This window comes from Streptomyces sp. NPDC033178, from assembly GCF_055577685.1.
Genome location: NZ_JBVIPT010000018.1, coordinates 122,161 through 148,428, shown reverse-complemented (window position 1 = coordinate 148,428; position 26,268 = coordinate 122,161). Strand labels below are relative to the sequence as shown.

At 69.0% G+C, this 26,268-nt stretch carries 26 protein-coding genes and 2 pseudogenes; 14 read left to right on the top strand and 14 right to left on the bottom strand.

The window, feature by feature from the left end; translation table 11 throughout:
- Positions 1-171 precede the first annotated feature (171 nt).
- Entirely contained in the window at positions 172-1,452 is a 1,281-nt protein-coding gene (locus ACZ5VQ_RS36855) for an MFS transporter (protein ID WP_469108757.1), read from the top strand.
- 165 nt (positions 1,453-1,617) lie between these two features.
- On the opposite strand, the gene ACZ5VQ_RS36850 is transcribed toward ACZ5VQ_RS36855, so the two are convergent.
- From ACZ5VQ_RS36850 to ACZ5VQ_RS36815, 8 genes are all read right to left on the bottom strand, one after another.
- Entirely contained in the window at positions 1,618-2,142 is a 525-nt protein-coding gene (locus ACZ5VQ_RS36850; protein WP_469108756.1) for a flavin reductase family protein, read from the bottom strand.
- Positions 2,142-2,630, bottom strand: a complete 489-nt coding sequence (locus ACZ5VQ_RS36845; RefSeq protein ID WP_388368890.1) for an NADPH-dependent FMN reductase — start codon at positions 2,628-2,630, stop codon at positions 2,142-2,144. The genes ACZ5VQ_RS36850 and ACZ5VQ_RS36845 overlap by 1 nt, the downstream gene beginning before the upstream one ends.
- 228 nt (positions 2,631-2,858) lie before the next feature.
- The gene (locus ACZ5VQ_RS36840; RefSeq protein ID WP_469108755.1) at positions 2,859-3,683 is read right to left on the bottom strand and encodes an aldo/keto reductase; all 825 of its coding nucleotides are present in this window, start codon (positions 3,681-3,683) and stop codon (positions 2,859-2,861) included.
- Between the two features lie 36 nt (positions 3,684-3,719).
- A complete protein-coding gene (locus ACZ5VQ_RS36835) occupies positions 3,720-4,526 on the bottom strand; it encodes a siderophore-interacting protein (protein ID WP_469108754.1) in 807 nt (268 codons plus the stop codon).
- A gap of 23 nt (positions 4,527-4,549) precedes the next feature.
- The gene (locus tag ACZ5VQ_RS36830) at positions 4,550-5,122 is read right to left on the bottom strand and encodes a TetR/AcrR family transcriptional regulator (RefSeq protein ID WP_469108753.1); all 573 of its coding nucleotides are present in this window, start codon (positions 5,120-5,122) and stop codon (positions 4,550-4,552) included.
- Positions 5,123-5,254: 132 nt separating this feature from the next.
- Positions 5,255-6,769 (bottom strand): aldehyde dehydrogenase family protein, encoded by a 1,515-nt coding sequence (locus ACZ5VQ_RS36825; RefSeq protein ID WP_469108752.1) that lies wholly within the window; start codon positions 6,767-6,769, stop codon positions 5,255-5,257.
- 255 nt (positions 6,770-7,024) lie between these two features.
- A complete protein-coding gene (locus ACZ5VQ_RS36820) occupies positions 7,025-7,624 on the bottom strand; it encodes a TetR family transcriptional regulator (RefSeq protein WP_469108751.1) in 600 nt (199 codons plus the stop codon).
- 118 nt (positions 7,625-7,742) lie between these two features.
- A complete protein-coding gene (locus ACZ5VQ_RS36815; protein WP_469108750.1) occupies positions 7,743-8,441 on the bottom strand; it encodes a TetR/AcrR family transcriptional regulator in 699 nt (232 codons plus the stop codon).
- 215 nt (positions 8,442-8,656) lie between these two features.
- On the opposite strand from ACZ5VQ_RS36815, the gene ACZ5VQ_RS36810 reads away from it, so the two are divergent.
- The 5 genes and pseudogenes from ACZ5VQ_RS36810 to ACZ5VQ_RS36790 form a co-directional block, all read left to right on the top strand.
- Positions 8,657-9,979, top strand: a complete 1,323-nt coding sequence (locus ACZ5VQ_RS36810) for a cytochrome P450 (protein ID WP_469108749.1) — start codon at positions 8,657-8,659, stop codon at positions 9,977-9,979.
- Positions 9,980-9,994: 15 nt separating this feature from the next.
- Positions 9,995-10,570, top strand: coding sequence for an aldehyde dehydrogenase family protein (locus tag ACZ5VQ_RS36805; protein WP_469108748.1), 576 nt, complete (start codon positions 9,995-9,997; stop codon positions 10,568-10,570).
- Positions 10,501-10,776: pseudogene (locus ACZ5VQ_RS36800) on the top strand (SDR family oxidoreductase); the annotation flags it as partial. The gene ACZ5VQ_RS36805 and the pseudogene ACZ5VQ_RS36800, both read left to right, overlap by 70 nt.
- 42 nt (positions 10,777-10,818) lie before the next feature.
- On the top strand, positions 10,819-11,016 hold the full coding sequence (locus ACZ5VQ_RS36795; RefSeq protein ID WP_469108747.1) for a ferredoxin: 198 nt from the start codon (positions 10,819-10,821) through the stop codon (positions 11,014-11,016).
- 1 nt (position 11,017) lies between these two features.
- A pseudogene (locus ACZ5VQ_RS36790) lies at positions 11,018-11,542 on the top strand (NAD(P)/FAD-dependent oxidoreductase); the annotation flags it as partial.
- Here ACZ5VQ_RS36790 and ACZ5VQ_RS36785 read toward each other — a convergent pair.
- The 5 genes from ACZ5VQ_RS36785 to ACZ5VQ_RS36765 all read right to left on the bottom strand — a co-directional run bounded on the left by ACZ5VQ_RS36785 (position 11,472) and on the right by ACZ5VQ_RS36765 (position 15,988).
- Positions 11,472-12,161 (bottom strand): TetR/AcrR family transcriptional regulator, encoded by a 690-nt coding sequence (locus ACZ5VQ_RS36785; protein ID WP_469108746.1) that lies wholly within the window; start codon positions 12,159-12,161, stop codon positions 11,472-11,474. The pseudogene ACZ5VQ_RS36790 and the gene ACZ5VQ_RS36785 overlap by 71 nt on opposite strands.
- A gap of 93 nt (positions 12,162-12,254) precedes the next feature.
- A complete protein-coding gene (locus ACZ5VQ_RS36780) occupies positions 12,255-13,580 on the bottom strand; it encodes a Gfo/Idh/MocA family protein (RefSeq protein WP_469108745.1) in 1,326 nt (441 codons plus the stop codon).
- Positions 13,577-14,152 carry a hypothetical protein gene (locus ACZ5VQ_RS36775; protein ID WP_469108744.1) on the bottom strand — a complete coding sequence of 192 codons (576 nt, stop codon included), beginning with the start codon at positions 14,150-14,152 and terminating at the stop codon, positions 13,577-13,579. Before ACZ5VQ_RS36775 ends, ACZ5VQ_RS36780 begins: the two co-directional genes overlap by 4 nt.
- Positions 14,153-14,159: 7 nt before the next feature.
- On the bottom strand, positions 14,160-15,026 hold the full coding sequence (locus ACZ5VQ_RS36770; RefSeq protein ID WP_469108743.1) for a carbohydrate ABC transporter permease: 867 nt from the start codon (positions 15,024-15,026) through the stop codon (positions 14,160-14,162).
- Positions 15,023-15,988 (bottom strand): carbohydrate ABC transporter permease, encoded by a 966-nt coding sequence (locus ACZ5VQ_RS36765; RefSeq protein ID WP_469108742.1) that lies wholly within the window; start codon positions 15,986-15,988, stop codon positions 15,023-15,025. Before ACZ5VQ_RS36765 ends, ACZ5VQ_RS36770 begins: the two co-directional genes overlap by 4 nt.
- Before the next feature lie 248 nt (positions 15,989-16,236).
- Here ACZ5VQ_RS36765 and ACZ5VQ_RS36760 point away from each other — a divergent pair, with 248 nt between their 5' ends.
- Genes ACZ5VQ_RS36760 through ACZ5VQ_RS36750 form a run of 3 tightly spaced genes read left to right on the top strand, consistent with a single transcriptional unit; the run spans position 16,237 to position 19,896 of the window.
- The gene (locus ACZ5VQ_RS36760) at positions 16,237-17,562 is read left to right on the top strand and encodes an ABC transporter substrate-binding protein (protein ID WP_469108741.1); all 1,326 of its coding nucleotides are present in this window, start codon (positions 16,237-16,239) and stop codon (positions 17,560-17,562) included.
- Between the two features lie 24 nt (positions 17,563-17,586).
- The gene (locus ACZ5VQ_RS36755) at positions 17,587-18,915 is read left to right on the top strand and encodes an enolase C-terminal domain-like protein (RefSeq protein ID WP_469108740.1); all 1,329 of its coding nucleotides are present in this window, start codon (positions 17,587-17,589) and stop codon (positions 18,913-18,915) included.
- A 30-nt stretch (positions 18,916-18,945) separates the two neighbouring features.
- Positions 18,946-19,896 (top strand): glycosyl hydrolase, encoded by a 951-nt coding sequence (locus ACZ5VQ_RS36750; protein ID WP_469108739.1) that lies wholly within the window; start codon positions 18,946-18,948, stop codon positions 19,894-19,896.
- 44 nt (positions 19,897-19,940) lie between these two features.
- Here the strand turns inward: ACZ5VQ_RS36750 and ACZ5VQ_RS36745 are convergent, their stop codons facing one another.
- On the bottom strand, positions 19,941-20,945 hold the full coding sequence (locus ACZ5VQ_RS36745; protein WP_469108738.1) for a LacI family DNA-binding transcriptional regulator: 1,005 nt from the start codon (positions 20,943-20,945) through the stop codon (positions 19,941-19,943).
- 285 nt (positions 20,946-21,230) lie between these two features.
- Here ACZ5VQ_RS36745 and ACZ5VQ_RS36740 point away from each other — a divergent pair, with 285 nt between their 5' ends.
- Genes ACZ5VQ_RS36740 through ACZ5VQ_RS36720 form a run of 5 tightly spaced genes read left to right on the top strand, consistent with a single transcriptional unit; the run spans position 21,231 to position 26,191 of the window.
- Positions 21,231-22,118 carry an alpha/beta fold hydrolase gene (locus ACZ5VQ_RS36740; protein WP_469108737.1) on the top strand — a complete coding sequence of 296 codons (888 nt, stop codon included), beginning with the start codon at positions 21,231-21,233 and terminating at the stop codon, positions 22,116-22,118.
- Between the two features lie 58 nt (positions 22,119-22,176).
- Positions 22,177-23,010, top strand: a complete 834-nt coding sequence (gene hpaH / locus ACZ5VQ_RS36735; protein ID WP_469108736.1) for a 2-oxo-hept-4-ene-1,7-dioate hydratase — start codon at positions 22,177-22,179, stop codon at positions 23,008-23,010.
- Positions 22,997-23,764, top strand: a complete 768-nt coding sequence (locus tag ACZ5VQ_RS36730) for an aldolase/citrate lyase family protein (RefSeq protein ID WP_469108735.1) — start codon at positions 22,997-22,999, stop codon at positions 23,762-23,764. Before hpaH ends, ACZ5VQ_RS36730 begins: the two co-directional genes overlap by 14 nt.
- Before the next feature lie 39 nt (positions 23,765-23,803).
- A complete protein-coding gene (locus ACZ5VQ_RS36725; protein WP_469108734.1) occupies positions 23,804-25,261 on the top strand; it encodes an aldehyde dehydrogenase in 1,458 nt (485 codons plus the stop codon).
- Positions 25,262-25,321: 60 nt separating this feature from the next.
- Complete coding sequence (locus ACZ5VQ_RS36720; protein ID WP_469108733.1) at positions 25,322-26,191, top strand: 3-carboxyethylcatechol 2,3-dioxygenase; 870 nt, start codon at positions 25,322-25,324, stop codon at positions 26,189-26,191.
- The last annotated feature ends 77 nt before the right edge of the window (positions 26,192-26,268 follow it).

Sequence of the window (26,268 nt, the reverse complement as noted above, 5' to 3'; positions counted from 1 at the left end):
CGCACGCATCCCGTTTTCTCTGTCCTTTCTCCCCCCCCCCCCCCCCCTCCACCCCCCCCCCCCCCCCCCCCCCCCCCCCCCCCCCGACGCACGCACGGAGGAACGACACAGGGGACCGACACAACGGCACAGGGCACCGACATGGGGGACCGAGCCGAGAGAGGCCGACGCATGACCCGCACTCCTGCCCGCGATTCCGACGTGGGCAGCCCCAATGTCCCCAACGCCCGCAACGCGCCCGCAGTTCCGATCGGGCCGGAGGCGGGCCGCTACGGCTGGGTGGTCGTCGCTCTGGCGTTCACGATCCTGAGCCTCGTCGGCGGCCTGACGTTCTATGCGATGTCGGCGTACATCAATGCGCTGGTGAGCGAGCGCGGTTTCTCGCTCCAGGTCGCGTCCGCGGGCCCGACGATGTCCGCGGTCTTCGGCGGGTTCGGCGGCCTCGCCACCGCGCGGTTGATGAGGACGGTGTCGACTCGTCTCATCATGGCCGTCGGCGCGCTCGGTCTCGGCGTTTCGGTGTTCGGCATTGGATCCAGCCACGCGGTCTGGCAGTTGTGGGGTGCCTTCGCGCTGTCCGGCTGGTTCAGCGCGATGACCTCGGTCATCCCCGTGTCGTCGTTGGTCGCCCGATGGTTCCCCGACGCCCCGGCCCGCCCTCTCACGCTCGCCATGACCGGCCTGTCGGTCGGCGGTGCCGTCGTCCCGCCCGCGGTACTGGGGGTACTCGGCGCGTACGGCCTGACCATCGGCAGCGCCGTCCTCGGCGGCACTGTGGTCGTGCTGATCGCCGTGGCGGTCGTCTTCGTCAAGGAGCCGCCCGCGCGCCCGGCTGTCGCCGCGTCCGGCGTCGTCCCCGGCGAGCGTCCCTCGCTGACCGAGAAGCGTTTCGTCCTGCTCTTCCTCGGGATGACCTGTCTGTTCCTGTCTCAGGTCGCCACCACGGCACATCTCGTCCGGCTCGCCGAGGAGGACGGCATTGGGGGAGCGGCCCTCGCCGTGTCGATCCTGGCGCTCGGCAGCTTCAGCGGCCGGATCGTCGGCATGCCGCTGCTGCCGCGGATCGGCCTGCGCAGGCTCGCCGTCGGCGTGGGCACGGTCCAGGCGGCAGGGCAGCTGGTGCTGTCCCTTTCCCACACGGAGGTCCAACTCTGCGTGGGCACGTACCTCCTGGGACTGGCCATGGGCAACGTCTCGATCCTGCAGTCCCTGTTCACCATCGAGGCGTACGGCCTCGATGCCTACCCGTGGGTCCTCTCCCGGTTGAGCCTGGCCGACCCGATCGGCGCGGGCCTCGGTCCGCTGCTGGTCGGGCTCATGCACGGCTGGTTCGACGGCTACCAGTGGGCGCTGATCACGATGGGCGTCCTCTCGGCGCTCGGCGCCGTCGGCCTCTTCCTCACCGGCGTCGACAGCCCGTCCAAGCTGCGTCGCAGGCACGGGCGGCGTTAGCCGTCGCCGCGGGGCATGAACGAGGAGCGGGGGGGGGGGGGGGGGGGGGGGGGGGGGGGGTGGTGGGGGGGGGGGGGGGGGGGGGTGAGGGGGGGGGGGGGGGGGGGCCCCCCCCCCCCCCCCCCCCCCCCCCCCGCTCCTCGTTATGCGTTATGCCCGAGAGCCCTACGCCGCTTGCGGCGGACGCACCGGGAGAAGCCGGCGGAAGCTGCTGTTGTGGAAGACCATCGGCGCCACGTCCGGGTTCGCCTGCAGGGCACAGATCCTCAGCAGGACCACGTCGTGGTCTCCGGCGGGGACTTGGTCGTGCACCTCGCACTCCAGCCACAAGGTGGATCCGTGCACGAACACCGCACCCGACTCCGCGGCTTCCCAGGAGACGTCGGCGAACCTGTCGCCCTTCTTGGACGCCAGCGCCGAGACCTCACCGGTGTGCCCCTCGGCGAGGACGCTGACCCCGATCCGGGGAAGGGCCGCCAACGTCGGCCAGGTCGTGGACGTGTGTGCCACGCAGACCGAGACGAGCGGGGGTGCGAGAGACACGGACGTGAAGGAGCTGGCCGCCATGCCCTGAGGGACACCGTCGAGCATGCCGCACACGGCCGTCACACCGCTCGGGAAGCATCCGAAGGCCCGCCGCAGCACGGCCTGGTCGAAGAGCATGTCGGTCCTTTCCACGCTGCTGGTCATCACGACGCCTCCGTCGGAAGCACGGCGCTCGCGCGCTCTAGCCATGCTGTGAGCTCGGGAGTGTCCTCGTAGGCGGAGTCGAGCAGATACAGGCCCGGGGTCGGGCACGAGCATCCGATCTCGACCAGCACCGGCTTGAGCGACAGTTCCACGGCCAGTGCATGGTGCGGGGCGGCGCCCAGCATCAACGGCACCGTGGTGACGCCGCCGAGTTCACCGGCGCCGAACTGGTCGAGGAAGAGCTTGAGGAGGCCCGTGTAGGTGGCCTTGAAGGTTGGAGAGGCCACGACCAGCAGGTCGGCGCTCTTCACCTGGTCCTTCGCCGCGGCGACCGAGGGATCGCCCCAGCCGAGCAGCCCCGGTCCGAGGTCGGCGACGTCGACGACCGCGTCGGGCTCGGCGCCGGTGAGCCGCTCGGCCAGCAGCTCCGCGGCGTGCCGTGTGCGTGAGCGAGGTTTTGGATTTCCGACTACTACGACCGTGCGCATCAGCACTTCCTCGTCGACGGGGGTGTTGCTCTCACACCACGAGTCAAGAAGAGGGATATTTCCCGACGGCATCACGTGTATTGCGCCACCGATGCGCTGGGCGCCGACGCCCCCGCCCCCAGTTGTACGAGGTCCGGGACCGGCTTTCCGCCGTCAACTCGGTCGATTACGCCGCCTCGAACTCGTGCTGCGCCGGGGAGGAAGTCGCCCGCTCGGCCTGAACCGCCGTCAGCCGACGTAGTCCCACGTGGAGGGATCCTCGCCGATCCGGGAGCCGGTGTCGAGGGTGTCGATGACGGCCAGGTCCTCGGCGTCGAGGTCGAAGTCGAAGACGTGGAGGTTCTCGGCGATCCGGGCGGGTGTGGCGGACTTGGGGATGACGATGTGGCCGAGCTGCACGTGCCAGCGCAGCACGATCTGCGCGGGCGTCTTCGCGTGCTTGGCGGCGAGGGCGGCGAGTGCCGGGTCCTCCAGGAGGCCCTTGCCCTGGCCGAGGGGGGACCAGGCTTCGGTGGCGATGCCGTGGGCGGCGTGGAAGGCGCGCAGCTCGGCCTGCGGAAAGCCCGGGTGGAGTTCGATCTGGTTGACTGCCGGGACGACGGAGCCCTCGTCGAGGAGGTGCTGGAGCTGTGGGACGGGGAAGTTGGAGACACCGATGGCCTTGGCACGGCCGTCGGCGTAGAGCTTCTCGAAGGCGCGCCAGGTGTCGAGGTACAGGCCGCGCGAGGGCAGCGGCCAGTGGATCAGGTAGAGGTCGACGTAATCCAGCCCGAGCTTGTCCAGCGAGCTGTCGAAGGCGTGCAGCGTCGAGTCGTAGCCGTGATCGGCGTTCCAGAGCTTGGAGGTGACGAAGAGTTCCTCGCGGGGCACGCCGGAGGCGGCGATGGCCTCTCCGATCTCCTTCTCGTTTCCGTAGATCGCGGCGCTGTCGATGCTGCGGTAGCCGGCTTCGAGCGCGGTGGTGACGGCGTCGGCAGGGACCGGCCAGGTGCCGAAACCGAGCTGCGGCAGCTGGACGCCGTTGTTCAGGGTGATGACGGGGACGTTGCCCATGATCAGGTGTTCCTTGCGTTGATCGGACTGCTGCCCTCAGGGGCTGCTCTTGCCGTGCTTCCAGTAGCCGAGGAACGAGACATCGGTCTTGGGGACTCCCTGTTCCTTGACCAGGTATCGCCGTAGGCCTGTGGCGAGACCGCTCTCTCCCGCAACCCAGCAGTAGATGCGCTGATCCGGGGGGAGCTTCCAGGAGGACGACGTGACCGTCTCCAGGGCGAGTCGTCCCGGGACGGCGCTGTGGTTGTCGCGGGGCAGCCAGTGCACGGCGACTCCGGCGGGTGCCGAGACCGGTCGGATGTCCTCGCCGGTCGGCACCTCCAGATAGGCGTCTGCGACGAGGTCCGCAGGGGCCTGTTCCAGGATTGCCAGGAGAGCCGGTACGGCGCTCTCGTCGGCCACCAGCAGTTGTGACTGAGCTGTCGGCGTGGGGAGGTACCCGACTCCTTCGGCGAACAGTCCCACCGGGTCTCCCGGGCGGGCACGGGAGGCGAACGCCGAGGCGGGGCCCGCGTCGCCGTGCAGGGCGAACTCGATGTCCACTTCGCACTCGTCGGGGCGGAAGGCGCGCACGGTGTAGTTGCGCACCCAGGGGCGGGCGGCCGGCCGCATGACCATGTACTGCGCCAGCCAGCCGTTGTGCGAGGCGGTCGGCATGGCGAGTTCCTGCTGGCCGTCGCGGCGGAAGAACAGGCGGATGCCTTGATCGAACCCCATGGGGTCGAAGTCCGCCAGGTCGGGACCCTGGACGGTCAGGGTGACGAAGCTCGGGCTGATGCGTTCGGTGCGCGAGACCGCGGCGCGGAGCATCCTCCGCTGGGCCGGCGCCTTGAGCTTGGGCACGGTGTCTCCGGTGGGCAGGGGTGTCAGGCGGGGTGTGCGAAGGCGGGGAGGATGACTTCGTCCGTCAGGCGTTCGAGATACGCGTCGGTGACGGGGTCCTCCACTACGAGAAGCCGGTTGACCAGCACGCCCTGCGCCAGCTCGTTGAGCCAGGAGAGGTCCACGTCGGAGCGCAGCTCCCCGCGGGCATGGGCCCGGTCGATGACCTCTTCCCACATGTCGTCGAAAGGCTGGGCGATCTGACGGTCGGTCGCCTCGCGCAGGTCCGCGTCACGACGACCGGCATCGAGCAGGGTGCGCAGCATCGCTGCGTCCCGCCGCAGCCAGTCGCTGACCAGCCCCAGGGCCTCCAGCACGTCGGCGCGGAAGTTGCCCTGGTCCGGCACGGTGAAGGAGAAGTCCACCCGGCGGCGTACGGCCTCGATGACCAGTTCGTGCTTGCCCGGCCAGCGTCGGTAGAGCGTCGACTTGGACACACCCGCTCTGGCTGCCATGGCGTCGAACGTCAGCCGGTCGAAGCCGACCTCACTGAGCAGCTCGACGGCCACGGTGAGGATGTGGCGCTCGCGCTCTCTGATGCGTGCTCTGGACTGCATAGTACGAGACTGTACCGTATCGTTTAGGTAAGGCAACCCTTAGTGTGAGCGGCAAAGCAGTGCCAGGCCCGTCGCTACCGCTCGGTTTCGCGACGAACCTGGCAAGGTGCCCCAACGCGTTGACTGCGGGGGTCAGCTGGTGAGGAAGGGGGCCCGGGTGAGGGCGGCGAAGACCGACTTGGTCTGCAGGTAGGGGTCGAGGCCCTCGGCGCCGAGTTCGCGGCCCCAGCCGGACTGCTTGTAGCCGCCGGCGGGCAAGGAGTTGTCCAGGACATAGTGGCAGTTGAGCCAGACGAAGCCGGCCTGGAGCCTCTTGGCGAGCAGGTGGGACTTGTTGATGTCCTTGGTCCAGATTGCGGCGCCGAGACCGTACGTGGTGTCGTTGGCCAGCTCGACGACCTCGTCGATGTCGTCGAAGGGGATGGCGGTCAGCACCGGGCCGAAGATTTCTTCCTTGATGACGCGGGCGCCGGGGTTGGGGTCGGCCAGGATCGTGGGCTGTACGTAGTAGCCCTGGTCGCCAACGCGTTCGCCGCCGGTGACTAGTTCGGCGCCTTCCTCGATGCCGCTGGCGATGAGGGACAGTACGCGGTCGAGCTGCTTCTGCGAGACGATCGGCCCGATCTGGGTTGTGGGGTCGGAACCGGGGCCCACCTTCAGGCCCTTGGCGATTTCCGCGATGCCGTCCACGACCTGGTCGAAGACCGAGCGCTGGACGTAGAGCCGGGAGCCCGCGGCGCAGATCTGGCCGGAGTGCATGAAGATGGCGTTGGCCGCGCCCGCGATGGCGGCATCGAGGTCGGCGTCGTCAAAGACGATGACGGGGGACTTGCCTCCGAGTTCCAGGGTGACCTTCTTGAGGTTGCCGGCGGCGGCCTTGACGATCAGCTTGCCGACCTCGGTCGAGCCGGTGAATGCGATCTTCGCGACCTTGTCGTGCGCGGCCAGCGCGGCGCCCGCCGATTCGCCGTAGCCGGTCACCACGTTGATGACGCCGCGCGGCACGCCGGCCTCCTCGAACAGCTCCGCCAGCCGCAGCGCGGTGAACGGGGTCTCCTCGGACGGCTTGATCACCACCGAGCAGCCGGCCGCCAGCGCGGGCGCCAGCTTCTGCACGGTCAGCGTGCTCGGCGCGTTCCACGGAATGATCAGTGCGCACACGCCGACCGGTTCGCGCAGCGTGTAGGAGTGGAACTGCGCCTCGGGCGAGGAGATCTCGCTCGTGATGCCGTACAGCTTGGTCGCCCAGCCCGCGTAGTAGCGGATCGTCTCGGCGGCGGTCGCGATCAGCACGTTCGCCATCGGTATGACCATGCCGTTGTTCAGCGACTCCAGCGCCGCCAACTCGGTCGCGTGCTGCTCGATGAGGTCGGCGGCGCGCCAGAGGATCTTCTGCCGGGTGGCGCCGGACAGCCCCTGCCAGACCCGCTCGTCGAAGGTGTGCCCGGCGACGGCGACGGCACGGTCGACGTCGGCCGACTCCCCGTCCGGCGTCGTACCGATCAGCGCGCCCGTGCTCGGGTTGAAGACGTCGATCGTCTTGCCCGATAGTGCAGGAACGCGCTCCCCGTCGATCAGCATCGGCTGATCACCCGAGCCGGGGATGCCCGCTGTGTCTGTTCCTTCATTCGCCACGGCTGTAGTCATGGGGGTCTCCTTCTTGGAGCTGCTGACTCATGTGCGAAAAATTGCACCAAGTGCAAATTCCACACTGATGCAAGCTACTGCACTGAGGGCATTCTTGCGACCGGTGCAACCTTTTTTGGGAGTGCTCCCTCTCCTGTCGGAGTCGCGGAAAATGGCTGGCAGCGGCCGGGAGTGGCCGTTGATGATGTGACCCCGGGCGCCGGACGAGGCGCGGCGAGGGGGTGGGTGTGGGTGAAGGGGGTGCCTACTGGCGAGTTACGGTGCCATCTCCGACTGCACCGTCTCGAAAGCCTCGTTCAGATGGTCGCCCAGCGGGCCGCGATGTTCCTCGGCGCTCCAGGCTTCGATGGCGAGGCGCAGTGTGCCGACCCCGACCATGGCGATGAGCCGGAGTGCGTGCTGCCGGTCCGGGCTCGGCCAGCGTTCGGCCAGAGCGTCTACGATTGTCTGCTCCTGGCGCTCGTAGTTGGCCTTCTTGCGCGCGAGGAGCGTCTCCGTCGACCGCATCAGCCGATCGATCGCCAGGGCTTCGTCCGTCTCGTAGCGAGTGGCCAGCCGGGCCAGGGCCCGGCGTACCACGGCCAGTGGCGTGGGCAGGGGCGGCTGTTCGGTGACGGCGGTGCGCAGTGCGTCCTCCAGGCCGGCTTCCCAGGTTTCGAGAACGCCGTCCTTGGAGTCGAAGTAGGAGAAGAACGTCCGGCGGGAGACGTTCGCGGCGGCTGCGATCATGTCCAGGGTCGTGGCGTCGAAGCCGTTGGTCAGGAACAGTCGCATGCCGACATCGGCGATGCGCTGGCGTGTCTCCCGCCGCTTCCGCTCGCGCAGGCCCTCGCGGGCCACCTCCCTGCCTGTCATGCATGTGATCATACAGCCCGTTGCACTCACTGCTATATTGCACCTGGTGCAGTATTCTCGGCCGCCGTCGTCGCCCCGATGTCATCGGCCGCTACCGGGCAGGCGGCAGCGCCGAATCCTATGGATGTCGATCCGGCCGTGGTCCGAAGAGTGTCAGCAGCAACGATTCGCGCAGAGCGTCGAGTTCTGTGCGGCCGAGGGGTTTGGCCGTGTCCGGGATGTTCCAGTAGAGGCCGAACTGGCCGTGGAGGCCGCTCCAGAGCAGTTTCGCCGTCTGTTCGGCATCGAGTGAGTCCTCGGCGGCACGGACGGACTCGGGCAGGCAGGGGGCGACGGCCTCGATCCAGGCGTCCAGGATCACCCCCATCGGGTGGACTCGGGCGTCGGGGAGGGGCGGGAGATCCGGGCCGATGCGGAAGAGCAGGTGATAGCGGCGGGGCTCGGAGGTCGCGATCCGGCTATAGGCGTCGATGACGGCGCACAGGCCCGCCCAGGGAGTGTCGGAGGGAGTCGACCGCTGTGCCGTGCGCATGTCTTCGGCCATGGTCGCGTACACGCCGTCCAGCAGCGTCCACATGAGCTCGGCCTTGTCCTTGAAGTGTTTGTAGATCGCGGGCGCCGTGACGCCCGCCTCGCGCGCGATACCCCGCAGTGAGATCTCCTCCGGCAGCTCGCCCTGCTCCAGCAGACGCTCGGCGGCTTCCAGGATCTCCTGGCGCAGACGGCTGCCCTCACCCCAGCGGTTGGGCACCCGTGACGGCTTGGCCGGTGTACTTGTGGGAGTGCTGGTCTGCTCGCCGGACCGTCCTCCACTCATCGTTGGCTCACTCCTCGTGCCCGGTGGCGTTCTCTTCGTACTCGTCCGTGTCGTCCCGTCAGTGTCCGTGCGCGGTACTGCCGTGTCCAAATCGAGCCCCTTGGGGATTCGCTGCCCGCCTCGATGCTTTACGGTGTTCTCCAATATAGTTTACAGCGTTTACCAAATTCGTGATCCGTAATCCTCCCCGTGACCCCCATGGAGGCACTCGCGACATGTCCGAACCCACTGGCGCCCAGGACCGCGCCCAGGGAACAACGACCTGCCCTGTCGGCGGCAGCCGCATCGACGACCGTACCCGGGAGCTGGTCAGGCAGCTCGCCGGTGGCGACGACCGGCTCACCTTCCCGCTGGCGCGGTCCGTGCCCTTCGACCCGCCGCCCGAGTACGGCACACTCCGCTCCCTCTGTCCCGTCGCCCCGGCCCGTCTCCACGGTCACGACGCCTGGTTGATCGCCAAGTACGACGATGTCCGCGAGGCGCTGGTCAACCCCGACCTGAGCGCCGACATCACCCGCCCCGACTACCCTCTGAGCCCCGCTGGGAAGGCGAACGCGGCCATGGCCGGCTCCGGCCTGCCGTCCTTCCTGCGCATGGACCCGCCGGTCCATGACGAGTTGCGCCGTCTGGTCACCCGCGACTTCATGGTCAAACGGATAGAGGCCATGCGGCCCAGGATCCAGAAGCTGGTCGACGACCTGATCGACGAGATGCTGGCCGGACCCAAGCCCGTCGATTTCCTGGAGGTGCTCGCCTCGCCGATGCCGAACACCGTCATCTGCTGGCTCCTGGGTGTTCCGCAGAGCGACCACGACTTCTTCCAAGACCGCACGCAGTACCTGTTCAAGCGCGGCGTCCCCGACGACGTGCGCTTCGAGAAGCTCAGCGGGCTCAACGACTACATCTACGGTCTGGTCGACTCCAAGAACGCCGATCCGGACCTCGATCCAGGGGCCGACATCGTCAGCCGCCTCGTCGTCGAGCAGCTGCGCACCGGGAAGATGGACCGTCGAGGTGTCCAGGGCATGGCCTTCCTCATGCTCGTCGCGGGGCACGAGACGACAGGCAACATGGCCGCGCTCGGCACCCTCGCACTGCTCCGCAACCGTGAGCAGTTCGAAGCGCTCGGCAAGGACCCCTCGCTCGCGCGGGGAGCGGTCGAGGAGCTGCTGCGCTATCTGACCATCCTCAACGAGGCGAACTGGCGGGTCGCCGCCAGGGACACCCTGATCGCGGGCCACCACATCAAGGAAGGCGAGGCGGTCATCCCCCTGACCTTGTCCGCCAATCGCGACGACGGCCACTACGAGAACCCCGACATCCTCGACATCCGGCGCGGCGCCCGCGACCACCTCGCTTTCGGCTTCGGCATCCACCAGTGCCTCGGCCAGCCGCTCGCCCGCGTAGAACTCCAGGTCTTCTACGAGACGGTGGCCCGGCGCATACCGACTCTCGACCTCGCCGTACCCGTCGAGGAGGTCCCCTTCAAAACCGATGTCGACATCTACGGCGTCCACGCCATGCCCGTCACGTGGTGACACCCGTCCACCGTCGTGACGACGTGGATCCTCGTCCGCGGTGCTGCAAGGAGATGGACGTGTGACTCCCCAAGGCCTCACCCAGGGAGCAGAATTGGCCGAACAGGCCTGCTTGTCGACAGCAGCACCGAAGCCGTCTTCCCGAACATCAACCCGGCCACAGAGGCGCTCCTCGGCCACACCTTCGACGCATCGGCGCAGGACATCGACCGGGCCATCACGGCGGCCCGCCGCGTCTTCGACGAGACGAACTGGGCCACGGAGCACGCCTTTCGCAAGCGCTGTCTGCTCCAGCTCCAGGACGCCCTGGAAAGAACCGCGAGCTGCTGCGCTCCGTACTGGTCGTCCACCGTCACCTCGCAGGCCGGTTCGCGCTGGGCCGACAACATCGGAACCCTGCTGCCCCTGGTGTGGACCGAGGGTTTCGCCGACGCCCAGGACTGGCTGGAGAAGCACCCGGACGAGATCGCCATGCCTACCCGGCGTCCAAGGAGGCCGTGGCCATCTGAACCCAGTACGCGGCCGTGGTGCTCGGTGCGAAGGGCATCCGAGCCAACGCGATCCTGCCCGGACCGACGGTCACTCCCATGACAGCCGACTTCGAGGCCATGCTGGGCAAGGAGTTCTGGGACGCCTTCCCGATGCACCTCGGCCGCCCGGCCACCCCCGAGGAGCAGGCCAATGTCCTTCTCTTCCTGGGCAGTTCGGCCGCCTCCTGCGTCACCGGCGCCCTCCTGACGACCGACGGCGGAACCAGCGGCGGCGTCGCCACGGGCCTGCTCCGGACCTTCCGCTGAACCCGATCCCCCGCACAACGCAAGCGAGTTGGAGAACCACCCATGAAAGTCGAGGTCGACGTTCCGAAGTGCGTCGCCTCCGGGCAGTGTGTGCTGATCGCTCCGGAGGTTTTCGACCAGCGGGATGACGATGGCATGGTCGTCCTGCTGGATGAGAACCCGGCGCCCGGACTGCACGATGGTGTACGCGAGTCCGCGATGGTCTGCCCGGCGGCGGCCATCCGGCTGCGGGAGGTGTGAGATGGAGCGGGTTGTCATCGTCGGTGCCTCCGCCGGCGGACTGGCGACCGCGGAGACCCTGCGCAGGCAGGGTTACGAGGGCACCGTCACCCTGATCGGCGACGAGCCGCATCTCCCGTACGACAGGCCTCCGCTGTCCAAGCAGATCCTCAGCGGAGAGTGGGGACCCGACCGGCTGCCCCTTCGCTCACCGGAGGACATCGGCGCCCTCGACCTGGATCTGCGGCTGGGCGGCGCGGCCGTGGGCGTGGACGTCCAGGACCGGATCCTGGCCCTGGCCGACGGGTCCACGGTCGGCTACGACGCCCTGGTCATCGCCACCGGAGTCCGGCCCAGGCGGCTGCCGGGCGGTGAGGGCGTGCGCGGGGTGCATGTGATCCGCACCCTGGAGGACGCGGCCGCGCTGAAGGAGCGGCTGGCCCCGGGGCGGCGTCTGGTGGTGGTCGGTGCCGGATTCATCGGCGCCGAGGCGGCCGCGGTCGCCCGCGGGCTCGGCATCGAGGTGACGATGCTGGAGCCGGCACCGGGCCGTCGGCCAGGTCCGGCAGCAGGGTGTTCAGTGAGGAGTCGTCGAACAGACTGTGCGCCAGGGCCAGATTGCCGTGCAGCCCGGCCCAGAGCGTGTGCGCCGCCTGCTCCACCGGCATCGCGAGCCCGTAACCCTCCTTGTGGCATCGGTGGAACGCCCCCCGGAAGCCGTCCGGCACCCTGCGGGTCGGATGTCCGGCGATCCGGGCGGCGTCCACCTCGGTCTGGCGTACTTCGAACATCAGCCGGTAGTGGCCCGGATTCGCCAGCCCGAACCGGCAGTACGCGTGCGCCTGCGCACGCAGCCGCTCCCGGGCTCCTCGCGCGGCGGCCTCGGCGTCGTCCGCCGTCATCCGAGCGGCGAGGTCCTCGTACTTGTCGTCGAGTGCCGCCCAGAGCAACTCGGTCTTGTCGGTGAAGTGCAGGTAGATGCTGGGCGCCGACACCCCCACCTCCGCCGCGACCGCACGGACGGTGAGCTTCTCGATGCCGCCCCATTCGGCCAGCAGACGGTTCACCGCCGCCAGGATGTCCCGGCGCAGTTGCTCGCCCTGCCCCCGCGGGCTGCGCCCCCGGCCCGCTCTCGCTCCGCCACTGGTCGGCTCTGCCTCGACCACTGCATATCACCTCTCCGGGTGAGCCTACGTGGGCCAGGCTGGGACGGGCACCGAGATCGACGCGGGCAGGTTCGTGACCGTCGGCCAACGGGCTCACATTGTGAGCACGTCCCTGGCCCTTACCGGCAGGCCCGTCTCGAAGGACTGGTTCGCCGCCAGCCCCGTGACCAGGGACCGGGCTCCGTCGGCCGCGTCGGCTGCCCGGCCCAGCGGGTCCGGGGCGCGCTCCCCGAAGAGGTCGGCGAGCATGCGTACGTCCCCGCCGCCGTGGCCGCCCTCGCCGGTGGGGACCTTCAGCTCGCGCGGCCGCTCCCAGAACCGGCGCAGCAGCAACTCGGTGCGCCCTGCCGAGTCGTCGGTCACCTCGCCGTGCAGGACGGCGGACGTGCCGTCCGTCCGCACGTCGGGGCGGGCCCAGGTGGTCTCCTCGACCAGCAGCTCAAGTCGTCCCTCGCTGCCGTTGAAGGCGATCCGGTAGCCCTCCCAGGGGGAGTACGCGGTGAGGTGGTACGTCAGCGTGGCACCGGAGGCATAGCCGACGAGGACCGCCATGTCGTCCTCGATGGTCACTCCGGGTCCGAAGACGTTCTGGTCGCGGTGGTAGCCGTCCTCGTGCTCGGCGTCCAGATACAGCGACTTGAGCACGGGCGAGTCCGCCAGGCGTACGGCGAAGGGGTCGCCGTCGGCCGCCGGGGAGCCGTGGGCGCGGGCGTAGGGACGGGCCAGGCCGCGGCGTCGGCCGGCCTCGTCACCGTAGAAGAAGAGACCGCCCCGGGCGTACACCGTCTCGGGCTCGCTGCCCAGCCACCAGTTCACCAGGTCGAAGTGGTGCGTCGCCTTGTGCACCATCAGGCCGCCGGAGTTGGCCTTGTCGCGGTGCCAGCGGCGGAAGTAGTCGGCGCCGTGCCGCAGGTCGAGCAGCCACTCGAAGTGCACCGAGCCGACCTCGCCGATCTCACCGGCGGCGAGGCTCTCACGCAGGGCCGAATGCACCGGGTTGTAGCGGTAGTTGAAGGCGACCCGCACCTCGCGTCCGGTGCGCCGCTGGGCGTCGAGGATGCGGCGGGCGCGGCCGGCGTCGGTGGTCATCGGTTTCTCGGTGACGACGTCGCAGCCCGCTTCCAGGGCCTGGACGATGTAGTGGTCGTGGGTGCGGTCCACACTGCACACCACGACGAGGTCGACGCGTTCGCGGCGCAGCATCTCCGCGAAGTCCTCGGCCGGGTAGGCGGGCACGGAGGTGTCGAGCCAGTCGTTGTGGACGGCCATCCGGTGGGCGTTGACATCGCAGAGGCCGACCAGTTCGATCCGGTCCGCGTAGGGAGCGTCCGGACCGGCCAGCGCCTGGGTGAAGAGCCGGGCGCGGGCGCCCAGTCCCACTACGGCGCAGCGGCGGCGGTGTGCGGTGCCCGAGGTCATGCGGTCTCCGTTCGGGAAGGTGGGAACGACAGCGGTCGCCAGGTGTCGGCGGCCGTGGCGGCGAGAGCGAGTGGGCCGAGCACGATCAACAGCAGGACGGGGGACATGGCGAGCAGCACGGCGGCGGCCACCACGGACCCGGCCAGCAGCGCGAGGACGAGCGGCTGTTGGGGCATCGAGCGGAACACGGCGATGCCGACCGTCCGCCAGGCGGTGCCCTCGCGCCAGCCGGCCGCGCACCGCAGCCCCAGCGCCGCCACGACTGCGGCGGCCACGGCGACGGGGGCGCCCAGGCCGGGCCCGTGGGCGTCCAGCGCGAGCGCGTCCAGCCACAGCAGGGCCAGCACGGCGCTCGGGACCAGCCAGACGGCGTACCCCGAGCGCAGCACTCGGTGCAGCGCGATGAGCAGCTGACGTGGCGTCACCCCCGGTCCGCCGTAGGCCTGTTGGCGCAGCACTGTGCAGCCGGCGACCAGGGCCGGGAAGGCGGTGACCACCGGGAGCGAGCAGACCAGCAGGAACACGCCGAGCAGCAGACAGTCGGCGAAGGGAGCGAACCAGGAACGGCGCATATCGGTGTCACCCCTTCAGCCCGGACGTCTGGACGCCCTCGACCAGCAGCCGCTGGAAGGCGAGGAAGAACAGCAGCACGGGGACGAGCGTGAGCACGGACATGGCGAACATCGGGCCGTAGGCGGCGCTGCCGGACTGGTCGACGAACGTCCGCAGGCCCAGCTGGAGTGTGTAGGTCTGCGGGTCGGCGAGATACATGAGCTGGGGGAGGAAGTCGTTCCAGCTCCAGATGAACGAGAAGATCGTCGTGGTGACCAGGGCGGGCTTGAGCAGCGGCATGATGACGTGCCAGAAGGTGCGGTACGGGCCGCAGCCGTCGAGTACCGCCGCCTCGTCGAGTTCGCGGGGCAGGCTCCGGATGAACTGGACGATGAGGAAGACGAAGAACGCCTCGGTGGCCAGGAACTTCGGCAGGATCAGCGGCAGATAGGTGCCGACCATGCCCAGCTTCTGGAAGATGATGTACTGCGGGATCAGTACGACGTGCAGCGGCAGCATGAGCGTGCCGATCATGACCGCGAAGTACAGGCCGCGACCGCGGAAGCGGAGCCGGGCGAAGGCGTAGGCGGCCAGCGAGCACGACAGCACGTTGCCGACGACCGTGCCGACCGAGATGAGCAGCGAGTTGCCGAACAGCCGCCACAGCGAGATGCCGCTGACCCCGTCGGCCGCCTTGGCGTAGTTGCCCGGGGTGAAGACCTCGGGGACGGGGTTCAGATTCGAGATGATCTCGGTGCCGGACTTCACCGACGCGGTGAGCAGCCACAGCACCGGGTAGAGCAGGACGAGCCCGATGGCCACGCAGACGATGTGCCAGAGCGCGCCGCGCAGGGGAGCGGTGGCCGTGGTCGTGGGTGCTGCCGTGGTGGTCATGACGCGTCCTCCTGTCCGTAGAAGACCCACATTCGGGAACTGCGGAAGACGAGGAACGTGACCAGTGCGATGACGGCCAGCAGGACCCAGGCCATCGCGGAGGCGTATCCCATGTGGAAGTTGGTGAAGGCCTGTTCGTACAGGTAGAGCGAGTACAGGAGCGTCGAGTCCGAGGGGCCTCCGGTGCCTCCGCTGATCACGAACGCGGAGGTGAAGGACTGGAAGGAGTGGATGATCTCCAGGATCAGGTTGAAGAAGAGGACCGGCGTCAGCATCGGCAGGGTGATGGAGAAGAAGGTGCGTATCCGGCCGGCGCTGTCGATCGAGGCCGCCTCGTACAGCTCTTTCGGTATCTGTGTCAGCCCGGCGAGGAAGATCACCATGGGGGCGCCGAACTGCCAGACCGTCAGAGTGATCAGTGGATACAGGGCGTAGTCCGGATTGTCGGTGAGGCCGCCGATGTGCAGACCGAAGAAGGCCATGGAGCGGTCGGTGAGCCCACCGGTGGCGAACAGGGAACGCCATACCAGGGCGACGCTGACACTCGCGCCGAGCAGTGACGGGGCGTAGAACGCGGCACGGTACAGGCCGACGCCGCGGCGGGCTCGGTTCAGCAGCAGCGCCACGGCGAGCGCGGCGGCGAGCTTGAGCGGGGCACCGACGAGGACGTATCGCAGGGTGACGCCTATGGAGGCGAGGAACCGGTCGTCCTCCAGCATGTACCGGTAGTTGGCCAGGCCGACCCAGTGCGGGGCGGCGAAGAGGCCGTAGTCGGTGAACGACAGGTACAGCGAGGCGAGCATCGGGCCCAGGGTCAGTGCGACGATGCCGATCAGCCAGGGGGCGAGGAAGACATGCGCCGAGAGGGCGTGTGAACGGCGGCGTCCGGCCGAGGAGTTGTCGTCGGTGACGCCGCCGCGTGGTCGGGGCAGCGGGCGGGGCGGGGCGGTTGCCTGGGCCATCGTGGGTGGCTCCTCCACAGTGAGGATGGATGACGGCGGCAACGTTTGCATGCGTCTCTGGCTGCGACAAGAGGTGCGACGTGACCTATTCATTCCCTGTTTCTTTGGGAGTTGGCATTGACGCGGCTCCATCGGCACGCGTAACTTCCGGGCCATCCAGAAACAGGATGGCAACGTTTGCACTGCTCCTCCGCCCCTGCACCGGTTCTCCCGCCGCCCCCCAACTCCCCGTCGAGCGAAGGCCCGCGATGCCAGCGATACGCCGTACGCCCACCTCTGCCTCCACCACGCCCCCGCCCTCGCGCCGCCGGGTCCTCACCTCGCTCGGCGCCCTCGGTCTTGGCGCGGCCACCGTCGGCTGCGGCGCCGGACAGACGTCTGCCGATGGCACGGTGACGCTCAACCTCCAGTGGTGGGGCGGCGACGACCGCAATGTCGCCACCGCCAAGGCGATCCGGCTCTTCGAGCGCCGTCATCCGAAGATCAAGGTCACGACCTCGTTCAGCGGATACCAGGCCTACTTCCAACGGCTCGCCACGCAGGTCGCGGCCAACAGCGGCCCCGACGTGCTGCAGATGGACTACTACCAGCTGCGCGCGTACGCCGCCGACGGACTGATCGCCAACCTGGACGGATCCGAGTTCTCCGGCGTTTCCCTCGGCCGGATACCCCGCACCTATGTGAACGGCAACCGGCTCGGAGACAAGCTGTACGCGGTACCCACAGGGATCTCCACCCAGGCGCTCTTCGTCGACCCCGCGATCTGGCGCAAGGCGGGCATCGGCCTTCCCAAGGCCGGCTGGACCTGGGACGACCTGCTGGACGAGGTGGGACCGGCCCTGAAGCGGGCCGCGCCCGACCGGGCCGCGATGACCGACTTCGGCGGCTACAGCGAGACGTTCAACGTCTGGCTCGTCCAGCGCGGCAAGTCGATCTACAAGGCCGACGGCTCGCTCGACTTCACCGTCGCCGATCTCACCGCGTTCTGGGAACTGACCGCACGACTGCGGGACAAGGGCATCTTCACCCCGCCCAACGTGACCGCCTCCTACGACGGTTCGACGGACAGTTCCCCGCTGGTACGCAAGCTGGCCACCGCCGAGTTCAACATCACCTCCACCGCCACGCCCTACTTCCAGGCCTACGGCGACGTCGCGGCCATCCCCTTCCCGACCCTTTCGGCCGGCGCGCCGCTCGGGCTGACCGCAGGCGCGGGAGCGATGTGCGTACAGCAACGCTGCGCACACAAACGGGAGGCGGCGCTGCTGCTCGACTTCCTGCTCAACGATCCGGCGGCGGGCGGGATCCTCGGCGTGGTGCGCGGACTGCCGCCCAACCGGAGGGTCATGGACCGTCTCGCCTCCAGTCTCACGGGCGGTGACCGCGTCGTGTACGAGTACGTGGTCGCGCTGGAGAAGCGGTTCGCGCCGGCTCCCGTACCCCCGTCCGGTTCCGATGAGGACAAGCTGGAATTCAGGCGGGTCTACGAGGATCTGCTCTTCGGCAAGCAGGACGTACGGGGGGCGGCGGCCAAGATGGTCGACAAGTACCACACGACCGTCCCTCAGGGCTGAGTTGCGTACCGGAGGCTCTCGCGCATGATCATTCGGGAACTACGGGTCACCCCCACAGCCTTCCGAGATCCCCCACTCCTCAACGCCGACGGCGTGCACGAACCCCATGTGTTGCGTGCGGTCCTCGAACTGGTCGTGGACGACGGCCGCGGCGGAGAAGTGACGGGCCTGAGCGAGTGTGTCGGGCACGCCTGGCAGCTGGACTGGCTGGAGTTGGCGGGCTCGCGCCTGTCCGGCACCGGTGTGTACGAGACGGCGGGGTTGGCCCGCCTGGTCGGGGAACTCCTGGCCGGGCGCGTGGATGGCGTCGCGTACGGGCCCGACGCGCCCTGGCGGCGCTGGGCCGACCGTACCGGCTCGACCGGGTCTCGCGGGCCGGCCCCGATTCCCGCGCCCGCCTTCGACGTACGGCGTGTGTACGCGGCGCTGGAGGTGGCGTGCCTGGACGCGCAGGGGCGGCTGGCGGGCGTACCGGTGGTCGACCTGCTGGGCGGCCGGGTTCGTGACGCCGTCCCCTACAGCGGCTACCTGTTCTACAAGTGGGCCGGACACCCGGGCGTCGGCGAGGACGAATGGGGTGCGGCTCTGGACCCGGGAGGCATCGTCGCCCAGGCGAAGCGCATGGTGGACCGGTACGGATTCCGGTCGCTGAAGCTGAAGGGCGGGGTCTTCCCGCCGGACGAGGAGACCGCGGCGGTCCAGGCGCTGCGCGCCGCGTTCCCGGACCACCCGTTGAGGCTCGACCCGAACGCCGCCTGGACCCTGGAGACCGCCCTGTCGGCGTCCGGTGAGCTGGCGGGTGTCCTCGAATACCTGGAGGACCCGGTGGCCGGCGTCGAGGACATGGCTGCCGTCGCCGCGCGTACCTCGCTCCCGCTCGCCACGAACATGTGCGTGACCTCGCTGGAGACCGTACGTCCCGCACTGGAGCGTGGAGCCGTACGGATTGTGCTCGGCGACCACCACATCTGGGGCGGGCCGCGCGCCACCGTCGCGCTCGGCGCCGTGTGCGAGGCCGCCGGCTGGGGGCTGTCCATGCACTCCAACTCGCACCTCGGGATCAGTCTCGCCGCCATGACCCACGCGGCGGCGGCCACGCCCGCGCTCGACCACGCCTGCGACACGCACTACCCGTGGAACGCGGCGGAGGACGTGGTGGTGCAGGGCGCGCTGACGTTCATCGATGGGTCGGTGCAGGTGCCACGCGGTCCGGGACTCGGCGTCGAGCTCGACCGCGCCGCGGTGGACCGGCTGCACGCCACGTACCTCTCGCTGGGACGCGAGCACCGCGACGACGTGGCGTATCTGCGCAGCGTGGTACCGGAGTTCGACCCGACGCTGCCCCGGTGGTGAACCCCGGTTGGCCAAGGACATGGAGGAAACATGACCGCACCCCTGTTCAGGGACCCCATCCACGACGGTGCGGCGGATCCCACCGTCATCTGGAACCGCGCCGAACGCCAGTGGTGGATGGTCTACACGAACCGCCGGGCCGACGCGCCCGGCCCGCGCCAGTCCTGGTTCCACGGCACCGACCTGGGTGTCGCGTCCTCCGCCGACCGGGGAGCGAGCTGGACCTACCGGGGGACCGTCCCCGGTCTGGAGTGGGAGTTCGGCCGGAACACGTTCTGGGCCCCGGAGATCCTCTGGCACGAGGACCGCTACCACATGTACGTCAGCTACATCCGCGGTGTCCCCGCCTACTCGGGCCGGGACACCCGCACCATCCATCACTACACCTCGGCCGACCTCGTGCGCTGGGAGCACCACGGGCCGATCTCGCTCGACACCCGCCAGGCCATCGACGCCTGCGTCCACCCGAGGCCCGGCGGCGGCTTCCGCCTCTGGTACAAGGACTCGGTCGCCGGACAGCACACCTACGCGGCCGACAGCGACGACCTCTACACCTGGCGCACTGTTGGCCCGGTGATCACGGAGATCCCGCACGAGGGGCCGAACGTCTTCGAACTCGGCGGACACACCTGGCTCGTCGTCGACGCCTGGGACGGCCAGCGGGTCTACCGGTCGGACGACCTGGACACGTGGGAGCGCCGCGGGATCATCCTCGACAAGAGCGGCTCACGCCCGGACGACCAGGGCCCGGCCCTGCACGCCGACGTTGTCGTGCACCCGAACCGCCAGGAGCCCGGCGGCCCCGGCGACTTGGCCACGATCTTCTACTTCACCCACCCGGATCGCGAGGGCCGCAACGAGGAGACGTACGCGGACCGCCGGTCGGCCGTCCAGGCCGCCACACTCCGCGTCGTCGACGGGACACTGGTGTGCGACAGGGACGCGGACGACGAGATCGACCTCGGCATACCGGACGACTGAGGCCCTGAGGCCTCCAGGAACTCGGTGCGCGGTCGCGCGGTCCGCTACGGCCGCCCGATCGCCGCCGTCGACCCGCGCACCACCAGATGCGTCGGCAACACCCGCTGCAACGGCTCGACATCCTCGCCCGCCGGGGTACCGAGAATGCGAAACAGCAGATCGACCGCGGCCCGCGCCGCATGCGCCTTGGGCACATGGACCGTGGTGAGCGGCGGCGCGGCCATCCCGGCCAGCGCGATGTCGTCGCAGCCCACCACACTCATCTCGTCCGGCACCCGCACCCTGCGCGCGGTGAACCGGCTGATCAGACCGAAGGCGACGATGTCGTTGAAGGCCACCACCGCGGTCGCCCCGCTGGCCAGCACCACGTCGGCGGCGCCGGTGACGCCGCCGTCGAAGTGCGGGGCCACGCTGCCGACCTGGATGATCTCGACCTTGTCGGACGTCGACATGGCGTCGATCCCGGCGGCCCTCTCCTGCGCGGTCCACGTGCTGCGGGGGCCGCCCACATAGGCGATGCGGCGATGACCGAGGGCATGCAGGTGGGTCAGCGCGTCCGTCATGCCCTCGACCAGGTCGGCGGTGACACTGGCGAAACCGGGCTCCTTGCGGTGCAGCAGGATGATCGGCTTGTCGGTGACGCGGTTCAGTGAGCGCAGTTCCTCGCTGCTCAGCTGCGGAGCGGCCAGCACCAGGCCGTCCACCTCGGGGGTGAGCGTCCGGATCGCGTCCATCTCCAGGCCCTCGTCCCGTTCGGTGTCGCTGACGAACACCGTGTGGCCCAGTCCCCGGGCACGGGCTTGTACGCCCTTGCAGATGTCCGCGAAGAACGGGTTGAGCAGGTCCGGGACGATCACGCCCACATGTCCCGTACGACCGGTGATCAGGCCCCGCGCGGCCCGGTTCGGCCGGTAACCGAGCCGATCCGCGGCGGCCCGTACCCGCTCGCGCGTGACCTCACTCACCGTCCCCCCGGGCGCGAGCGCCCGGGACACCGTGGACGGGGAGACCCCGGCCTCCTTCGCGACTTCTCGAATCGTCACCTGCACGTGCCGAGGTTGACACCCTTGTCCACGTGCGTCAACGCATGATCGAGAGGCTTCTCCGTGGCCGACCGCCCAGTCCGTGTCGTGCCGCGACGCGGTGGCTGACAGTGCCCCGCGCAGAAGAGTACGAAGTCGTCAGAATCAGGCTGCTGTCTATCACGATGTGGCGCTGCCCTCAGCGGTTGGCACTACGGGTGAAACCTGCGCTGGACCTAGACGACACTAATGTCAGATGTTAGCGTCTCCATGCTGCTCATGGCTGCTGGACTCGGCGGAGAGAAAGAAGACATGACTGAACAGGCGACGACGACTTCCGCTGGATACCGGAGTATCTGGACCGAGTTGCGCGATGTCGCCTTCACCCAGGCATGGGTGAAGGCCGACGGGGTCAGCACCCGTTACGTCGAGGCGGGACCCAAGGACGCACCCGCGATCGTGATGCTTCACGGCACCGGTGGGCACTGGGAGACCTTCGTGTCCAACCTCGGACCGCTGTCGAAGCACTTCCGCTGCGTCGCCGTCGACATGGTGGGCAACGGCTTCTCCGAGAAGCCGGATTACGACTACGAGATCGCCGTGTACGTCCGTCACGTCGCGGCGATCATGGACGAACTCGGCGTCGAGAAAGCCTCGTTGATGGGCACATCGCTCGGTTCGTGGGTGGCGGCGCGGTTCGCCCTCACCCATCCCGACCGCACCGAGAAGCTGGTCCTGATGTCTCCGGCGGGGCTGATCGCGACGGCCGGCAACATGGCGCGGGTCCGCGCCGAGCGGACGCGGGCGGTCGAGAACCCCGACTGGGACTCCATCAAGGCGATCTTCGAGAACCTCATCGCCGAGGAGCGGAACCGGATCCCGGACATGATCGCGCTGCGGCAGGCGATCTACCGGCTTCCCAAGACGCGGGAGGTGATCGACCACGTCCTGATCCTGCAGGATGCGGAGGTCCGCGAGCGGAACCTGCTGACGGAGGAGGAGTGGGCGGCCATCGAGGCACCGGCGCTCGTGATCGCCTCGGGCAAGGACCACAACGAGTACCGGAGCACGGCCCGCCAGGTCGCCGGGATCATCCCGAACGCCGAGGTCCTGGAGATGCCGCACGTCCGCCACTGGCCGCACTTCGAGGATCCGGCCACCTTCAATGCCGCTGTCCTTGGCTTCCTGCAAGGGAGGTGAAGGATCGATGAGCGGGAAGGCCCTCCCTATGGTCCGGCAGCCTGCGGTCCGGAAAGACGTGCGGACCCTCGATGACGAGTGCGTGCGCGAGATCGCCACAAGGCTGCGCCAGGCCGAGGTCACCCGCGCACCCGTCCGGCAGCTGTCCCTCGAGTACCCGCGCATGACGATCGAGGACGCCTATGCAGTCCAGCACGCGGGTGTCGGCCTGAAACTCGCCGAAGGCCGGCGGCTCCTGGGCCGCAAGATCGGCCTTACCTCGCGGACGATGCAGCAGGCGGTGTCGATCGATGAACCCGACTACGGGGCGTTGTACGACGACATGTTCTTCGAGGACGGCACGGAAGTCCCGTACGGCAGGTTCATCAAACCCCGCGTCGAGGTGGAGCTGGCCTTCGTGCTGGGGGACAGCCTGAAGGGGCCGGGGTGTACGAAGTTCGACGTACTCCGGGCTGCCGAGTACGTCACCCCGGCGCTGGAGATCCTGGACGCGCGCGTGCAGATGACCGACCCCGAGACGGGTCACACCCGCACCATCGTCGACACCATCGCCGACAACGCGGCCGACGCGGGGCTCGTCCTGGGCGGGCGCGTCGTCCGCCCGATGGACATCGACCTGCGTTGGGTGTCGGCCCTGCTCTACCGCAACGGCGTCATCGAGGAGTCCGGAGTCGCGGCGGCGGTGCTCAACCATCCGGCCAACGGGGTGGCGTGGCTTGCCAACAAGCTCGCGCCGCACGGCGTGTCGCTGGAACCCGGCCAGGTGATCCTGGCGGGATCCTTCACCCGCCCCGTCCACGCCTACGACGGTGACACCTTCCACGCCGACTTCGGCCCGCTGGGGAACATCACGTGCCGGTTCATGGGGGAGGCGCCGGATGTCCACGACTGATCGGGCTTCCTTCGCGGAGGTGCTGCGCGGTGGTACGCCGCAGATCGGTATGTGGGTCGCTTCGGGCAGCCCCCTGGTGGCGGAGATCTGTGCCGGCAGCGGCATCGACTGGCTGCTGATCGACAGCGAGCACGCGCCGAACGACGTCCGTTCGCTGCTCCCGCAGTTGCAGGCGTGTGCCGCGTACGACGTACAGGTCGTGGTCAGACCGCCTGTCGGTGACACGGTCATGATCAAGCAGTTCCTCGACATCGGCGTGCGCAACCTGCTGATCCCGATGGTCGAATCGGTGGACCAGGCGCGGGAACTCGTACGAGCCACGCGTTACCCGCCGGCCGGCGTCCGAGGTGTCGGCAGCGCACTGGCCCGGGCGTCGCGGTGGAACCGCATCGCCGACTACCTGCCGACGGCGGACGACGGGATCTTCCTGACGGTCCAGATCGAGTCCCGGCGTGGTCTCGAAGCGCTTGAGGAGATCGTCTCCGTCGACGGGATCGACGGGGTCTTCATCGGGCCCGCGGACCTGGCAGCGTCGATGGGGCACCTCGGGAAGCCGGACCATCCGGACGTCGTGGCTGCCGTGGACGACGCCGTCAAAACCATCAGCGCGCTCGGCAAACCGGCGGGTGTCAACGCGTTCCAGCAGGCACGGGCACGCGAGCTCATCATTCTGGGGGCCCGATTCATCCTCGTGGGTGCCGATGTGGCGCTGCTTGCCCGTGGCAGCGAGGAACTCGCCGTCCGCTACCGCTGAACCGGCCCCTGACCATCTCGTCCAGTTGAGAGAAGACACATGGAACGCTTCGGAATGACGATCGGCGGCGAACCGCGCCCGGGCCGGACGGCTTTCACGACGACCGATCCGTACACCGGCGAGCCGTGGGCCGAGGTCGCGGAAGCGACCGAACAGGACGTCGCCGACGCCGTGCATGCGGCGCGTGCGGCCTTCGAGGGCGAGTGGGGTGCGATGCCGGGCCGCGACCGGGCCCGGCTCCTGCGTCGGCTCGGCGAACTGATCGCGGAGGCAGGGGACGACCTGGCACTCTGCGAGACCCGGGACAACGGCAAACTGCTCAGGGAGATGTCCGGCCAGGTACAAGCGCTTCCGGCGTACTACGACTATTACGCCGGCCTCGCGGACAAGATCGAGGGCCGGGTGGTGGACACCGGGCGCCCCGACTTCTTCGGCTATGTGAGCCGCGATCCGGTGGGCGTGGTGGCCGCGATCCTGCCCTGGAACTCACCCCTGCTGTTGCTGACCTTCAAACTGGCGCCCGCGCTCGCTGCCGGCTGCACCGTCGTGGCCAAGCCGTCCGAGCAAGCCCCCGTGTCGGTCCTGCGCCTGGCGGGGCTGTTCGAGCGCGCGGGGTTCCCGCCGGGCGTCTTCAACACGGTCAGTGGCGCCTCGCGTCAGGTGGGCGAGTGGCTGGTCAGGAACCCGGACGTGAACCGGGTGTCGTTCACCGGTTCCGAGATCACCGGCGCGGCGGTCGCGAGCGCGGCGGCACAGCACCTGGCGCCCTCGACCCTGGAGCTGGGCGGCAAGTCCGCCAACATCGTCTTCCCCGACGCCGACCTGGAGGCCGCTGCCAACGGGCTGGTCGCCGGCATCTTCGCGGCCGCCGGGCAGACCTGCATCGCGGGTTCCCGCGCGCTGATCCACGAAGAGGTCTACGACGACGTGGTCGCGAGGGTGGCGAGCCGCGCGGCGACCATCACGATGGGGGACCCGAAGGCCCCGGAGACCGAGATGGGCCCCATCTGCTTCCCGGGGCAACTGGACAAGATCCGTGGCTTCGTGGAGGCCGCCCGGTCCGATGGCGCGACGGTCCGTGCCGGCGGCGGTGACCGGGGGATGGGAGGCCTCTTCTTCGAGCCCACGATCATCACGGACGTCACCAACGAGTCCGCCGTCTGCCAGGAGGAGATCTTCGGTCCGGTCCTCAGCGTCCTGCGGTTCAAGGACGAGGAAGAGGCGGTGGCGCTGGCGAACAGTTCCCGCTACGGCCTGGCGGCGGGGATCTGGACCGCTGACGTCCGACGGGTCTTCCGGATGACCAGGCGACTGCATGTGGGAACCGTCTGGGTCAACGCCTACCGGACGCTCAACTACGCGATGCCGTTCGGCGGGGTCAAGAACAGCGGCTTCGGCCGGGAGAACGGCACCGAGGGGCTGGGGGAGTACCTGGAGGACAAGGCCGTGTGGATCGAGACCACCGGCAACACCCGTGACCCGTTCGTGCTCGGCTGACGGGCTGCGCCGCGGCGTCACGAACAGGAGCGACGGCCGCCGACAACGAAGGGGCATTCCATGGCAACCGAGAAACTGGTCGTCTGCACCAGCCACAGCCCCGGTATGGAGCGCGACAAGGAACACGTCCAAGGACTCGGGTTCCGTGCCGGCCTGAAGGAAGCACGGCGCCTGGTGGCCGACTTCGCGCCCGACTGTGTGGTGCTGGTCGGTGGCGATCACCGCCGTACGTTCCGTGAGATCGTCCCGGCCTTCGCCGTCGCCCTCTCCGCCGGGATCATGGCCGAGGCGGGGCATCCCAGTGCCCGCCTCAAGGTCCCCGAGGGCATCGCTCGTGGCCTCGTCGAGGATCTGCTCGCGAAGAATTTCGACGTCAGCGCCTGCCGCGACGTGGAGTTCGATCATGCTTTCGCGCAGCCGCTGTGCATCCTCCTGGGTGGCCTCGACGTGGCACCAGTCATCCCGGTCGCCGTCAACTGCGCCACCCCGCCCCTCCCTTCGGCCTCGCGCGTGCTCGCGTTCGGCCGTGCGATCGGCGAGTTCCTCGATCGGCAAGAGGGCCGGATCCTCGTCATCGGCAGCGGCGGGCTCTCCCACTCTCCCCCCAGTCTTGAGGTGGAGACATACGATCTCAGCGACGAGGAGCGGGCTCGCCTGATCTTCGAGGGGGCGGAAGCGGCGAAACACAAGATCCGCCCGGAGTGGGACGAGGCACTGCTGCGCGCACTGGCCAACTGGGGAGAAGAGAAGCTCGTCGAGCTTGTCGACAACGCGACCGAACTGGCCGGTGTCGGCGCCAACGAGGTCCGCACCTGGCTGACCGCCGCTGCGGCAGGCACTCATGCCCTTGAGACCATCGCGTACGAGCCGGTCGCCGACTGGATCACGGGCATGGGGGTCACGGCGTCGACGACGCCCAGCCGCCAGTAGGGGCCGCGCGCCTACGCATCGCGTTGCGCGTCGGTGCGCGATGACCAGACGCAGCCGTGTCGACGCCGTGCGCTCTT

Bases quoted from the DNA above. Each gene is read 5' to 3' on its own strand.
- ACZ5VQ_RS36855 (WP_469108757.1), top strand. From the start codon at position 172: ATGACCCGCACTCCTGCCCGCGATTCCGACGTGGGCAGCCCCAATGTC.
- ACZ5VQ_RS36850 (WP_469108756.1), bottom strand. From the start codon at position 2,142: ATGACCAGCAGCGTGGAAAGGACCGACATGCTCTTCGACCAGGCCGTG.
- ACZ5VQ_RS36845 (WP_388368890.1), bottom strand. From the start codon at position 2,630: ATGCGCACGGTCGTAGTAGTCGGAAATCCAAAACCTCGCTCACGCACA.
- ACZ5VQ_RS36840 (WP_469108755.1), bottom strand. From the start codon at position 3,683: ATGGGCAACGTCCCCGTCATCACCCTGAACAACGGCGTCCAGCTGCCG.
- ACZ5VQ_RS36830 (WP_469108753.1), bottom strand. From the start codon at position 5,122: ATGCAGTCCAGAGCACGCATCAGAGAGCGCGAGCGCCACATCCTCACC.
- ACZ5VQ_RS36825 (WP_469108752.1), bottom strand. From the start codon at position 6,769: ATGACTACAGCCGTGGCGAATGAAGGAACAGACACAGCGGGCATCCCC.
- ACZ5VQ_RS36820 (WP_469108751.1), bottom strand. From the start codon at position 7,624: ATGACAGGCAGGGAGGTGGCCCGCGAGGGCCTGCGCGAGCGGAAGCGG.
- ACZ5VQ_RS36815 (WP_469108750.1), bottom strand. From the start codon at position 8,441: ATGAGTGGAGGACGGTCCGGCGAGCAGACCAGCACTCCCACAAGTACA.
- ACZ5VQ_RS36810 (WP_469108749.1), top strand. From the start codon at position 8,657: ATGTCCGAACCCACTGGCGCCCAGGACCGCGCCCAGGGAACAACGACC.
- ACZ5VQ_RS36795 (WP_469108747.1), top strand. From the start codon at position 10,819: ATGAAAGTCGAGGTCGACGTTCCGAAGTGCGTCGCCTCCGGGCAGTGT.
- ACZ5VQ_RS36780 (WP_469108745.1), bottom strand. From the start codon at position 13,580: ATGACCTCGGGCACCGCACACCGCCGCCGCTGCGCCGTAGTGGGACTG.
- ACZ5VQ_RS36775 (WP_469108744.1), bottom strand. From the start codon at position 14,152: ATGCGCCGTTCCTGGTTCGCTCCCTTCGCCGACTGTCTGCTGCTCGGC.
- ACZ5VQ_RS36770 (WP_469108743.1), bottom strand. From the start codon at position 15,026: ATGACCACCACGGCAGCACCCACGACCACGGCCACCGCTCCCCTGCGC.
- ACZ5VQ_RS36765 (WP_469108742.1), bottom strand. From the start codon at position 15,988: ATGGCCCAGGCAACCGCCCCGCCCCGCCCGCTGCCCCGACCACGCGGC.
- ACZ5VQ_RS36760 (WP_469108741.1), top strand. From the start codon at position 16,237: ATGCCAGCGATACGCCGTACGCCCACCTCTGCCTCCACCACGCCCCCG.
- ACZ5VQ_RS36755 (WP_469108740.1), top strand. From the start codon at position 17,587: ATGATCATTCGGGAACTACGGGTCACCCCCACAGCCTTCCGAGATCCC.
- ACZ5VQ_RS36750 (WP_469108739.1), top strand. From the start codon at position 18,946: ATGACCGCACCCCTGTTCAGGGACCCCATCCACGACGGTGCGGCGGAT.
- ACZ5VQ_RS36740 (WP_469108737.1), top strand. From the start codon at position 21,231: ATGACTGAACAGGCGACGACGACTTCCGCTGGATACCGGAGTATCTGG.
- ACZ5VQ_RS36730 (WP_469108735.1), top strand. From the start codon at position 22,997: ATGTCCACGACTGATCGGGCTTCCTTCGCGGAGGTGCTGCGCGGTGGT.
- ACZ5VQ_RS36725 (WP_469108734.1), top strand. From the start codon at position 23,804: ATGGAACGCTTCGGAATGACGATCGGCGGCGAACCGCGCCCGGGCCGG.
- ACZ5VQ_RS36720 (WP_469108733.1), top strand. From the start codon at position 25,322: ATGGCAACCGAGAAACTGGTCGTCTGCACCAGCCACAGCCCCGGTATG.